A 13655-nucleotide genomic window follows, 5' to 3' on the forward strand; every position below is an offset into this window, starting at 1 on the left:
AATTATCTCCTACTCGATTGTTTCCTACAAACAAATTAATAAAAATATGATGAATTTACGTAATCGGTTTGTAATTTGGTCATATTTAACGTATCATTATTCAGTATGATAATTTGAATGTAACTAGGTTGCAGCTAGTGGAACCCCTCTTGCTGCATTTTATATTGAAGGGAGAAAGAGAACGTGGATTTTAATCTTGCTCGTGGCGTGGACTTGCACATTATACCCACAAAACAATTTAAGATGAATCACGTCTTAATAGATTTTGCGACTCCGCAAACACCAACGAATGCTACTGCACGAAATTTATTGGCAAACCTATTAGAGACCAGCACGCATCGCTATCCAACACAGACGGCTTTGGCTCGTCAATTGGCATCTTTATATGGTGCCTATGTTAATTTATATGTTAACCGGCTGGGGACATTGCATACTGTCCGATTACGAGCGAGTTTTGTCAATAATCGCTTTGTTGATGAAGATTTATTTGAAAAGATTAGTGGCTTAATAAATGAGATCATTTTCCATCCGCTAATCGATGACGGGGAATTTGATGGTCCTACTTTTAGAATTCAATCTAATAATTTAAAAAGTGCGATAAAGTCGCTTTATGACGATAAACAATTTTTGGCTAATCAACGTCTTATGGACTTGTACTACCAAAATGATTCTGTAATGAAGGTTCCTAGTTTCGGTCAAATTGCTGATCTTGAGAACTTAAATGCTAAAAGTTTAGTTTCAACGTATCATTCAATGATTAATGAAGATAAAATTGATATTTTTGTGTTAGGTGACATTGATCCGATGCGTGCTCAGCAAGTTATTGCTAAGTTGCCTTTTGAAGATCGCGATATTGTTAACAAGTCACCTTTATATCATCAAGCATTGTATGATCAAGTTCAAAGAAAAACAGAATATCAACAAGTAAATCAGGCAAAGTTAAATTTGGCATATTCTTTACCTGTCTATTATCATGACGCCGATTACTATGCTGGCTTGGTTTTTAATGGACTTTTTGGTGGCACGCCATATTCAAAGCTTTTTACGAATGTCCGTGAAAAAGCTAGTTTAGCTTATTATGCTTCTAGCCGGCTTCTTCCATTCAATGGGATTGTAAGTGTTCAAACAGGAATTCAAGCGAGTGACCAAGAAAAAGTTCAAAATATGATTCAGGAACAATTAACTGCCTTGCAAAATGGTGATTTTACTACTGAGACGCTAGGTGAAGTTCAAGATAGTTTGATTAACCAATACCGGGCAGGGCATGATTTGGCAAGTAATGTTTTGGAGCAACAATTAGTTACCAAATTAGTTAATGAATCGGATAAGAACTTTATTACCGAAATAAAAAAAGTAACCGTAGCTGACGTCATGCGTGTTGCTAAACAGATGAAGCTTCAGGCAGTTTATTTATTAAGTGGTGAGAAATAATTATATGGATAGAGAAGTTTATCAAAAATTTAACCAGTCCATTTACCGTGAACAATTACCAAATGGTTTGAAAGTCCAGCTCTTACCAATGGAAGGCTACCATAAGACATATGCTATTTTAACAGCAGATTTTGGTTCCATTGATAATCATTTTATACCGTACCATCAAAAGGAGGCGATTACTGTTCCAGACGGGGTTGCCCACTTCCTTGAACATAAAATGTTTGAGAAAAAAGATCATGATGCCTTTGACTTGTTTGGTAAACTAGGAGCTGATTCAAATGCCTTTACTAGTTTTACCCAAACAAGTTATCTTTTTTCGACGACTAGTAATCTCCGTGAGAATTTAGATGTTCTATTGGATTTTGTTCAAGACCCCTACTTTACTGCAGAGACAGTGAAGAAAGAGCAGGGAATTATTGGCCAAGAAATTCAAATGTATGAGGATGATCCGAGTTGGCGGCTTTACTTAGGTATTTTAGGTAATTTGTACCCCAAAGATCCAATGCGGATTGATATTGCGGGAACGGTTGAATCAATCAGTCATATTACACCAGAAATTCTGATGGATAGTTATCGGACTTTCTATCAACCAACCAATATGAACCTTTTCCTTGTAGGACGCTTAGATCCAGAAGAAACAATGGCGTGGATCAAGCAAAACCAGGAACAAAAGATTTTCGCTCCCGCAGAGACACCCCAACGGTTATTTAGCTTGAACGATCCAACTGCGCATGATGTAATTCCATTCCGTTCATTAACGATGGATATTGTTCGTCCTAAAGTGATGGTAGGCTTACGAGGGACCAAGCAATTTGATGATGGTAAAGAACGGCTCCACTACAAATTAGCAATTGATCTTTTGTTAGATGTTTTGTTTGACGATACGTCAGATAACTATTTGCGTTTGTATAATAATGAAACATTAGATGACACGTTTAGCTACAATTTTGAAATGCAACGAGGCTTTCATTTTGCGTACTTTAGCTCTGATACTGATCAGATGGAACGCTTTGCCGATGAAGTTATTGATATTCTTGAAAGTGCTGATCAGCAAATTGAAGCGGCGCGGACAAGATTTGAGGAAATTAAAAAAGCAGAACTAGGGCGGTTAATTGGCTTATTAGATTCGCCAGAAGCAATTGCTAATCGTTATGCTGGAGACCTCTTTGCTGGTGCTAGCTTGATGGATGAGATAGCGACCTTGGAAACTATTACGATTGATGATCTTTATCAAGTTGCAAAAGAGTTTATTACTCCGCAAGGTATTTCGGTATACCAAGTTGTTCCGCAACATCAATAAACTAAACTTTTCCTATAGATTTATTCCGATAAGCTAATATATAATTGAGCATGATATAATATCCAAGAGTAAAGATAAATGAAAATGGAGATAGAATAATGAGTGAGAACGAGAACGATCAAAAACGACTAGAAATCGGTAAAATTTTACGAAAAGCACGGGAAGAAAAGGGCTATACCCTTGATGACCTTCAACAAATGACTAAGATTCAAAAGCGGTATTTAATCGCGATTGAAGATGAAAATTTTGATGAACTTCCTGGTGACTTTTATGTTCGTGCGTTCATTAAGCAATATGCCAATACAGTGGGCTTAGATGGTAATGAATTATTGCAAAAATACGATGATCAATTACCACAGACTAAAACGGAAGAGTATTCCGACCACTTGGCTCAAGCAGTTGAAACTCGTGCAAACCAACGAAAAACTGTTAGTGGGAGCGTAGATAAGGTTCGTAACTATATGCCAACGATTATTATTGCTTGCGTGATTATTTTAGTGTTGGCAGCTATTTGGATTACGGCCATTGCTCGCAATCATCGCGATTCTTCTACACGGATTGATAATAGTTCAGTATCTGTTTCTGGAGAGAGTCGTAAGAAGGCCTCTACCTCTGCTAAAAAGGCAAGTACAAAGCAAAGCAAATCAACGGCAATCAAGCTTCAAGAAGCACCTAATCGGAATGACACAAGCGTTACTTACACAGCAAGTCAACTTACTAAAGACACAACGCTACAAATTGAACCAAGTGATCGTTCTTGGATGCAAGTAAGGGCAAATAATAATGACTTATTAAACAGAACTTTGAATAACAATGAAAAAACTAGCGTAAAAATAAGTCGTGATACAACTTCATTAGTAATCACAGTTGGCAATGCCCGGGCAACAAAATTAAAACTCGGTAATCAAGAAATCGACTTTACTAATAATGGCCGTTACCAGAACACGCGGAATGTAACGATTAACTTTGGACGTACCCAAACAAGCAGTAGTTCAGCAAGTCAGTCGTCAAATAGTTCAAGCCAAGCTTCGTCATCCTCGGCACGTCCTAATAATGCTACTCAACCGTCTGCTGCTAATAATAACAGTCGTCCTCAGACAAATACTAGTCAACAAAGTAATCAACCAACTCGTTAATTAAGAGAACTAAAGGAGTTAGAACATTGAATTTACCAAATAAACTAACTGTTATACGTTTAATTATTATTCCCTTTTTCTTATTATTAATGGTTCTACCATTACAAAGTTGGGGAGCTGTAAGTTTTTGGGGAGCAACTATCCCGATGGCTCAGCTTATTGCTGCTATTTTATTTATTGCAGCAACAATTACTGATAATCTTGATGGACAAATTGCGCGACGGCACCATCTTGTAACTAATTTTGGAAAGTTTACTGATCCGCTTGCTGATAAGTTGCTTGTCATGACTGCATTTATCGTTTTAACTGGAAATGGTGTTGTTCCATCATGGGTAACTTCAATCATTATTTGGCGAGAATTGTCTGTTACGGGCTTACGTTTATTGTTAGTGGAACAAGACGGGGTAGTATTAGCTGCTAAAATGCCGGGGAAGATTAAGACAACTACTCAGTTTATTGCAATTATCTTCTTACTCTTAAATAATGTTATTTTTGCTATTTGGAATATTCCATTTGGCCAAATTATGTTATATATTTGCTTGTTCTTTACTATTTATTCTGGAGTGGACTACTTCATTCAGGGACGCGATGTCTTTTCGGATGGATTTAAATAGGATATGGAGGGTGAGAAAAAACAAAAGTTTTTTCTCACCCTCATGTTTTTTATATTCATAGTTTTAAGATTTTAGTGAAAATGACTATACTTTACGTATATATATTAATAGGGGATGAAGTTTTATGGATGCAGAAATTATCTCAGTAGGAACTGAAATAGTCCTCGGACAAATAGTTAATACCAATGCCGCGTACTTAGCTAACAGACTAACCCAACTTGACTTACCGGCTACTTATCAAACAACTGTTGACGATCAATCGCAGAGGTTAGAGCGTGTTATTAATCACGCATTGACTCGTGCTCAATTAGTTTTTGTTTGTGGGGGACTTGGGCCAACTGCAGATGATATTACGATGCCTACAGTTGCTAAAACCCTAGGGAAAGAGTTGCAGACTGACGAAGAACACTGGAAATGGATTCAAAAAACATTTGAACAACGACAAATAAAAATGGAACCAGAGAATATTCGTCAAGCCCAGTATCCACAGGGAGGAGAGCCGCTTGCTAATCCTGTGGGGCTTGCTCTAGGATGTTGGTATGAAACTAAGGGGAAAGTTGTGGTTGTCTTGCCGGGACCACCCGCCGAATTTAAGGCAATGGTTGAAAAGAGCCTGGTTCCTAAACTCCAGCAATATTTTCAAACAAGAAAACAAATTACCAGTCGGACATTAAACTTTTTAGGGCGGCCGGAGTCACAATTGATGGATGAAATTGAAGATGCCACTAACGATATCCCAGGGATAAGCATTACTTCTTATGTTCAACCAACGGCAATCCAAGTTCGGCTCACCGTGCGTGACTTACCAGTGATTGAAGCTGAAGAAAAAATTGATCAGGCACAAAAAGCAATTCTTGCAGTTGAAGAACCATTTTTCTTTGGAGTGGGGGATGACCTTACACTTGCCAAAGTCGTCGTTGAACAATTAAAAAATCGCGGATGGAAATTGACAGCAGCAGAAAGCTTAACAGGGGGGATGTTCCAAAGTACTATTTGTTCCGTACCAGGAGCCTCGACTGTTTTTAATGGTGGTTTTGTTACCTATGCTGCTAGTGCAAAGGAAAAGTTATTAGGAATTCCCCACGACACGATTGACCAGGATGGGGTAGTAAGTTCTGAAACTGCTGCGGCAATGGCTGAAGGGTGTCGACAAAAATTAAATGTTGAAGTTGGAATTGGCTTTACTGGTGTGGCCGGCCCAGATATGTTAGAAGGACAGCCAGCGGGGACGGTCTGGATTGGACTAGCAATGAAGGGACGCCCAACTAAAACCGTTCAATTACACCTTGCATCCTATGTTGGAAGACAGGCGATTCGTACATTAAGTGTTCAGTATGGACTTCAATTAATTTACCGTGAACTAAAATAAAAAAATAAACGAACTTTTGTTCACTTTTTTCTTGTTTTTTTGGCTAAAACTGTTATTATTAGTTATCGGATAAACCGTAAAAAAGGAGGAATTTGATTTGGCTGACCAACGAAAAGCAGCATTAGATGTTGCTATCAGAAAGATCGAAAAGAACTTCGGTAAGGGTTCTATTATGCGAATGGGTGACGCCACTGATATGAAGGTTGCTTCAGTTTCTAGTGGTTCCCTTGCTATTGACAAGGCACTTGGAATTGGTGGATATCCTCGTGGTCGGATAGTTGAAATTTATGGTCCTGAAAGTTCTGGTAAGACCACTGTAGCATTGCATGCGGTAGCAGAAGTACAACGGCAAGGCGGGACAGCAGCCTATATTGATGCCGAAAATGCTCTTGATCCTCAATATGCAGAAGCCTTAGGTGTTAATATTGATGACCTATTGCTTTCGCAGCCTGATAGTGGTGAAGAAGGATTAGAAATTGCTGATGCATTGATTTCAAGTGGAGCAGTTGACTTAGTAATTGTTGATTCAGTTGCAGCATTAGTTCCTCGTGCTGAAATTGATGGTGATATGGGTGATACCCATGTTGGATTACAAGCTCGTTTGATGTCTCAGGCTCTTCGGAAGCTTTCCGGTGAAATTAATAAGACAAAGACAATTGCTATTTTCATTAACCAAATCCGTGAAAAAGTTGGAGTGATGTTTGGTAACCCTGAAACAACAACTGGTGGACGGGCACTTAAATTTTACTCAACTATCCGGATGGAAATTCGTCGTGCGGAACAAATTAAGAATGGTACGGATGTTATTGGAAATAAAGCTAAAGTAAAGATTGTTAAAAATAAGGTTGCTCCGCCATTCAAACGTTGTGAAGTTGACATTATGTACGGTGAGGGGATCTCTAAGACTGGTGAATTGCTAGATATGGCAGTTGAAAACGATCTTGTTGACAAGAGCGGTGCCTGGTACTCATATGGTAGCGAACGTATTGGGCAAGGTCGTGAAAATGCTAAAAAGTGGCTTAAGGAACATCCAGACAGCATGAATGAATTAATGGATAAAGTTCGTGTTGCAAATGGGATGGAACCGTTAAATGAAAAGTCAACGAAAAAAACTGCTGATGATAAAGCCAGTGGTAAGAACGGTGAAAATAAACAAGAAACAATCGAAGAAGCAAGTAAAGAATAAATAATAATATTTGAAGTTGAAATTCCCTAATTTTTTAGCATTAATAGCTGAATATTAGGGATTTCCCTTTTTATGCTGGCTGTTTAAGCAATTGATAAATTCAATAGTTGACACCTTAGTGTGGCAAGCTTAAAATTTAACTTGTGTGATGTTTTTTGACGTTACACGGTGAAATTAATTTATTCATACCAACAACATAATAGTTGAAGCGGAGGTGAAATAGTGAAAATTTTAATGTTCGCCGCGCTTGCTATGGTTGTCGGAATTATTGTCGGCTATGTAATTCGCAAGGTTTCATATGAAAAACAAGTTGCAGAAGCACATAATGATGCTAAAGGTATTATTTCTAAAGCAAAACAAGAAGCAGTAACGGCGAAAAAAGAAGCTATTTTAGAAGCGAAAGAAGAGAGTCATCAATACCGCGAGAGAGTGGAAGATGAGTTAAAACAGCGGCGGAGTGAGGTCCAACGACAAGAAGACCGATTACTCCAACGGGAGGCTTCTTTAGATCATAAGGATAGCGCTCTAGAAAAAAGAGAGAATGCAGTTGGCGTTCGTGAACGTAAATTAGATCAAGAAAAAGAGCAGCTTCATCAATCAAAGGAACAAGCAGAAGCCTTAATTGAACAACGCAAACAAGAAGTTGAAAAAGTTGCTCAAATGTCACAAGAAGATGCTAAGCAGTTATTATTATCTGAAGTAAAAGAACAGTTAAAAACTGAACGAGCAGTAATGATTCGTGACAGTGAACAAGAAGCGGAACTTTCTGCAGAACGTAATGCAAAGAAATTAATTGTTGAAGCAATTCAGCGTAGTGCTGCGGATGTTGTCTCAGAGACGACTGTTTCGGTTGTTAATCTTCCTAATGATGATATGAAGGGAAGAATAATTGGTCGTGAAGGTCGAAATATCAGAACTTTAGAGACGTTAACAGGTATTGATTTGATTATTGATGATACGCCAGAAGCTGTCGTATTGAGCGGCTTTGATCCTGTACGACGTGAGATTGCTAAGATCGCACTTGAAAAATTAATTCAAGATGGTCGTATTCATCCTGCACGAATTGAAGAAGCTGTTGATAAGGCTCGTAAGCAGATGGATACTCAACTACGGGAGACTGGTGAGCAAGCATTGTTTAATCTAGGAATTCATTCAATGCATCCAGACCTAATTAAGACGGTCGGAAGAATGAAGTACCGGACTAGTTACGGTCAAAATGTCTTAGACCACTCAATCGAAGTTGCTAAGTTAGCCGGAATTATGGCTGCTGAACTTGGGGAAGATGTTACATTAGCAAAACGTGCTGGACTCCTTCATGATATTGGGAAGGCAATTGATCATGAAGTTGATGGTTCACATGTTGAGTTAGGTGTAGAACTAACCCGCAAGTATAAAGAAAATAAAGTGGTTATCAATACGATTGCTTCTCACCATGGAGATGTCCCTGCTAATTCTGTAATTGCTGTTCTTGTACAAGCAGCAGATGCAATTTCAGGGGCCCGTCCTGGTGCTCGAAGCGAGTCATTAGAACAATACATTCAACGTTTAAAGAAACTAGAAAGCATAGCAAACAGTTATGATGGTGTCGACCATAGTTATGCAATTCAAGCTGGTCGAGAACTTCGCGTGATTGTCAAACCGAAGAAGATTTCTGATTTGCAGGCAACAACTTTGTCACATGATATTAAGAACAAAATTGAAAAGCAATTAGAATATCCAGGACATATTAAAGTAACCGTTATTCGGGAAGTTCGAGCAGTTGATTATGCTAAATAAACTGATTTTTCAGTTCCTATAAAGAGGCTGGGTATAACCTTCAGTCTCTTTATTATTTTAAATAACATCCATCATTAACAGAGATCTTGCAGTAAATTTAGACAAAAAATATAATTAGTTTATTATTAACATTAAAAAATATATTAACGGGGTGAAATTTAGTGGCAAAAAAAACAACACCAATGATGGAACAATATCAAAAGGTAAAAGATCAATATCCAGATGCCTTTTTATTTTACCGACTTGGTGATTTTTATGAGCTATTTAATGACGATGCGGTTAAAGGAGCGCAACTTCTTGAGCTAACATTAACAACGAGAAACCATAGTGCGAAAAATCCAATTCCAATGTGTGGAGTGCCCCATCGCGCAGTTAACAACTATATTGATATTTTAATTGATAAGGGCTATAAAGTAGCAATCTGTGAACAGATGGAAGACCCTAAAAAGGCGAAGGGAATGGTTAAACGAGCCGTTACCCGTTTAGTTACGCCTGGAACGCAAATGGATTTAAATGGTGAACAGGCACGTGATAACAATTATCTTGCAGCGATTAGTGGACAAAATGGGGTATTTAGTATTGCCTACACCGACTTATCGACTGGGGAGCTTAAAACGACAAGCTTAAATAATGCAAATGACGCGGTCAATGAATTGGTTAATCTCCAAAGCAAGGAAGTAGTTGTGGATGGTGAGTTGCCAGTTGAAATAACAACTCAGTTTAAGCAACGAAATATCCTTCAATCACATCAGCCAACGGTCCTTAAAAATGCTGAGATTAGCTATCTTACTCAAGACCTTGATGATCAAGCCCAACAGCACGTTGTTGCGTTACTTGTGTCATACTTATTAACGACCCAAAAGCGCTCTTTGGCCCATATGCAGAAAGCAATTGCATATCAACCAAGTTCTTTTATGAAGATCGACCACTATTCAAAAACAAATCTTGAATTAATGCGCAATATGCGAAGTGGGAAGCGTCAGGGGACCTTGGCATGGCTTTTGGATGAGACAAAAACAGCGATGGGCAGTCGTCTCCTTAAACGGTGGATTGACCGGCCGCTGATTAATCAAAATGCAATCAGTGAACGACAAGATAAAGTCCAAGAGTTATTAGACCACTATTTTGAGCGAAGTAATTTGCAGCAAGAGTTAATTAAAGTATACGACCTTGAACGCTTAGCAGGGCGGGTTGCCTATGGAAGTGTTAATGGGCGTGATCTTATTCAACTTAAGACTTCCTTAAAGCAAGTTCCTAAAATAAAATACGTTTTAGAAACCCTTGATTCACCTGTCTTTGAAGAATTACAAAGACAATTGGACCCCTTGGACGATGTGGCAGATTTAATTGATCAATCAATTGTTGAAGAACCGCCAATTGCTGTTACTGAAGGTGGCGTAATTAAGGATGGTTATAATGACCAACTAGACCAATACCGTGATGCGATGAATAATGGAAAACAGTGGATTGCGGACCTGCAAGAACGTGAACGGAAATTAACGGGCATAAATAACCTCAAAATTGGTTATAATCATGTATTTGGCTATTACATTGAGGTTACAAAAGTTAATCTTGATAAGCTTCCTAAAGATCGCTATGAGCGTAAACAAACATTAGTTAATGCTGAACGTTTTTCTACTCCAGAATTAAAGGAAAAAGAGGCATTGATAATGGGGGCGCAAGAAAAGTCAACAGCCTTGGAATATGATATTTTTGTTAAAATCCGTGAACAAGTCAAGGGACAAATTACACGCCTGCAAAAATTAGCACAACAACTTGCGGAATTAGATGTACTCCAAAGCTTTGCGGTTGTTAGTGAAGATTACCATTTTGTCCGTCCTGAAATGAATGTTGGGCACGTATTAAAGATTAAAGATGGGCGTCACCCAGTTGTGGAAAAGTTTATGGGACACCAGGAATATGTGCCTAATGATGTTTTGATGGGAGAAGATACTGATATTCTCCTGATTACTGGGCCAAACATGTCAGGGAAGAGTACTTATATGCGTCAGCTAGCATTGATTGCGGTAATGGCACAAATTGGTTGCTTTGTCCCTGCTAAATCCGCTGAATTGCCAATTTTTGATCAAGTCTTTACGCGCATTGGGGCAGCTGACGACTTAATCTCTGGTGAAAGTACCTTCATGGTTGAAATGATGGAAGCCAATAATGCTTTGACCCATGCCACGGATCGTAGTTTGATTCTCTTTGATGAAATTGGCCGGGGAACCGCAACTTATGATGGGATGGCATTGGCGCAAGCGATTATTGAGTACGTTCATCAGCATGTTCGTGCTAAGACGCTATTTTCAACTCACTATCATGAACTGACAGCTCTTGAGAATAGCTTGACGCGGCTTAAAAATGTCCACGTAGGAGCAACAGAAAAAGATGGGGAGTTAGTATTCTTGCATAAGGTAAGTGCAGGCCCTGCAGATAAGTCGTATGGAATCCACGTGGCTAAACTAGCAGGAATGCCGTCCTCATTGTTAAAACGCGCAGATACTATTTTGCAAAAATTAGAGCAAAAGGATGTAAAACTACCGAATACGCCTAAACCGGCAACAGATAATTACCATACAGAACCAATATCAGCGAAGATAAATGAAGCGGCACCGGTAAAGAAAGAGGCTGCACCAGGCGTTGAAGATAATGGTCAACTTGAATTATTTGCCACTCAGCCTGAGAAAAAAGAATCGAGTGTTGATCGGCGGATTTTACATCAATTAAAAGAACTTAATTTAATGGGGATGACACCCATGGATGTAATGAATCAAATTTATAAGTGGCAGCAGAAATTGAAATAAGGTGATATTTAATGGGAAAGATTCATGAATTAGATAATATTTTAGCCAATCAAATTGCTGCCGGTGAAGTAATTGAACGTCCAGCATCAATTGTAAAAGAATTAGTTGAAAATTCATTGGATGCCCATAGTCACCGTGTAGATATTATTGTTGAAAATTCAGGTTTAGACAGCGTGCGCGTGATTGATGATGGTGACGGAATCGCTGCTGAAGATATTAGGCTAGCATTTCACCGTCATGCAACCAGTAAGATTAATTCTCGCCATGACCTCTTTAAGGTGCAGACGATGGGCTTTCGTGGGGAAGCGTTACCTAGTATTGCTTCAGTTGCTGATGTAACGCTTACGACTGCTCAAGCCGGTCAAGAAGAAGGAACAATGATTCATTTGCGGGGAGGAAAAGAATTAGTAGTGAAGCCGGCTGGTGCGCGTCAAGGAACCGATATTAAGGTAACCGACTTATTCTTTAACACTCCTGCGCGATTAAAGTACTTAAAATCACCTCAAACGGAGCTAACCAGAATTACGGATATCATTAATCGGCTTGCCCTTGCTAATCCAGCGGTTGCTTTTAGCTTTACCCATAATGGGCGGGAATTATTTCGTTCGGCGGGTAATAATAATTTACAGCAGGTAGTTGCAGCAATTTATGGCGTTCAAGCAGGACGCAAGATGCTTGAAATAAGTGGTGCAGATGATGATTTTAAGGTTAGTGGTTTTGTTTCCTTACCAGAATTAACACGTGCATCACGTCAATATATAACAATCACAATCAATCATCGGTATATTCGTAATTTTGAATTAACAAAGGCAATTATTCAGGGATATGAATCAAAACTAATGGTTGGCCGTTATCCGATCGCAGTAATTAACATTGATCTGGATCCAGTTTTAGTTGATGTGAATGTCCATCCAGCTAAACGTGAGGTCCGTTTAAGCAAAGAACAGCAACTAATAAAATTGATTGCCGAAACGATTCGGCAGCGGATAGCAGTTGAGAACTTGATTCCGGATGTCGATGCTGACCAATTCATTCCTAATGATGATGAGGTAGCGGACCTTGATCGCCGGTTAAAGGAAGCATCCCCTGTTTATCATGCCGCCCCGATTTCAGCAGTGCCAGCAACAGAGAAGGCGGCAACTGAAATTCCAACTCCTGAAGCTGATAATCCAGCACATGCTGACGCACTTGATAGTGAGATTCCGGCACCGATCGTTATCCACCATCTTGAAGATTTAAATACGCCAGCAATGCAAAAATTTGATGAGCGTTATCAAAATGAGGGTGAAGTTACGCCATTTTCTGCTCCAGTTCCCACTATGACTAAGAAGCCAGTAAAACCTGCAAATATTGAATTAGATGTCCATGATAAACAAGATCAGCAGCAAAATCGGTTTCCTGATCTTCAATATATTGGTCAGCTTCAGGGAACCTTTTTATTAGCACAAGCAGGAGATGGTCTTTACATTGTTGACCAACATGCTGCTCAGGAGCGAATCAATTATGAGTATTACCGCCAAAAAATTGGGGAAGTGAGCGCTGATCAGCAAAATTTCTTGGTTCCGCTTGTTCTTAATTATTCGACTGTCGATGCAATGACAATTAATCAGCATCTCGATACGCTGGCAGCGGTTGGATTAGAATTAGAGTCATTTGGTCAGAATAGTTTTATTTTGCGTTCCCATCCAACCTGGTTTAAAGAGGGGCAAGAAGAAGACACGGCCAAAGAAATGATTGATTGGTTAATTAAGAATGGAAAACTAACCGTTAAAGAATTTCGAATGAAGACAGCGATTATGATGAGCTGCAAGCGGGCCATCAAGGCTAACCACCACCTTGACGAACGGGAAGCTAAAGCCTTGCTGAAACGGTTGCCACAATGTGAGAATCCTTTTAATTGTCCACATGGGCGTCCGGTAACTGTTCATTTTAATGATCAGGATTTAGAAAAAATGTTTAAACGAATTCAGGATTCACACACCCCGTATGCGGATGATTTTGATGACCATGAATTTTAAGTCATGTGGTAATAA

9 protein-coding genes are annotated in these 13655 nt (G+C 39.0%); all 9 read left to right on the top strand.

What is annotated here, in order from left to right; genetic code table 11:
• Window positions 1-183: 183 nt before the first annotated feature.
• The 9 genes from yfmF (at window position 184) to mutL (ending at window position 13640) form a co-directional block, all read left to right on the top strand.
• Window positions 184-1431 (top strand): EF-P 5-aminopentanol modification-associated protein YfmF, encoded by a 1248-nt coding sequence (gene yfmF, locus AACL61_RS05925; RefSeq protein ID WP_216577804.1) that lies wholly within the window; start codon window positions 184-186, stop codon window positions 1429-1431.
• A 4-nt stretch (window positions 1432-1435) separates the two neighbouring features.
• Entirely contained in the window at window positions 1436-2734 is a 1299-nt protein-coding gene (yfmH, locus tag AACL61_RS05930) for an EF-P 5-aminopentanol modification-associated protein YfmH (protein WP_339111127.1), read from the top strand.
• 98 nt (window positions 2735-2832) lie between these two features.
• Window positions 2833-3870, top strand: a complete 1038-nt coding sequence (locus AACL61_RS05935; RefSeq protein WP_102816793.1) for a helix-turn-helix domain-containing protein — start codon at window positions 2833-2835, stop codon at window positions 3868-3870.
• A gap of 26 nt (window positions 3871-3896) precedes the next feature.
• Entirely contained in the window at window positions 3897-4484 is a 588-nt protein-coding gene (gene pgsA, locus AACL61_RS05940) for a CDP-diacylglycerol--glycerol-3-phosphate 3-phosphatidyltransferase (RefSeq protein WP_003666663.1), read from the top strand.
• A 124-nt stretch (window positions 4485-4608) separates the two neighbouring features.
• Window positions 4609-5853: a competence/damage-inducible protein A gene (locus tag AACL61_RS05945; protein ID WP_102816794.1), complete on the top strand. Its 1245-nt coding sequence runs from the start codon at window positions 4609-4611 to the stop codon at window positions 5851-5853.
• Window positions 5854-5950: 97 nt separating this feature from the next.
• On the top strand, window positions 5951-7039 hold the full coding sequence (gene recA / locus AACL61_RS05950) for a recombinase RecA (RefSeq protein WP_102816795.1): 1089 nt from the start codon (window positions 5951-5953) through the stop codon (window positions 7037-7039).
• Between the two features lie 234 nt (window positions 7040-7273).
• Complete coding sequence (gene rny, locus AACL61_RS05955; protein WP_339111129.1) at window positions 7274-8815, top strand: ribonuclease Y; 1542 nt, start codon at window positions 7274-7276, stop codon at window positions 8813-8815.
• 161 nt (window positions 8816-8976) lie between these two features.
• The gene (gene mutS / locus AACL61_RS05960; protein WP_102816797.1) at window positions 8977-11622 is read left to right on the top strand and encodes a DNA mismatch repair protein MutS; all 2646 of its coding nucleotides are present in this window, start codon (window positions 8977-8979) and stop codon (window positions 11620-11622) included.
• An 11-nt stretch (window positions 11623-11633) separates the two neighbouring features.
• Entirely contained in the window at window positions 11634-13640 is a 2007-nt protein-coding gene (gene mutL, locus AACL61_RS05965) for a DNA mismatch repair endonuclease MutL (RefSeq protein ID WP_339111128.1), read from the top strand.
• Window positions 13641-13655: the final 15 nt, after the last annotated feature.

Source organism: Limosilactobacillus reuteri subsp. porcinus, from assembly GCF_036621895.1.
Classification (GTDB): Bacteria; Bacillota; Bacilli; order Lactobacillales; family Lactobacillaceae; genus Limosilactobacillus; species Limosilactobacillus reuteri_J.

Coding starts and splice junctions, on each gene's coding strand:
- yfmH (WP_339111127.1), top strand. CDS start 1,436: ATGGATAGAGAAGTTTATCAAAAATTTAACCAGTCCATTTACCGTGAA.
- AACL61_RS05935 (WP_102816793.1), top strand. CDS start 2,833: ATGAGTGAGAACGAGAACGATCAAAAACGACTAGAAATCGGTAAAATT.
- AACL61_RS05945 (WP_102816794.1), top strand. CDS start 4,609: ATGGATGCAGAAATTATCTCAGTAGGAACTGAAATAGTCCTCGGACAA.
- rny (WP_339111129.1), top strand. CDS start 7,274: ATGTTCGCCGCGCTTGCTATGGTTGTCGGAATTATTGTCGGCTATGTA.
- mutL (WP_339111128.1), top strand. CDS start 11,634: ATGGGAAAGATTCATGAATTAGATAATATTTTAGCCAATCAAATTGCT.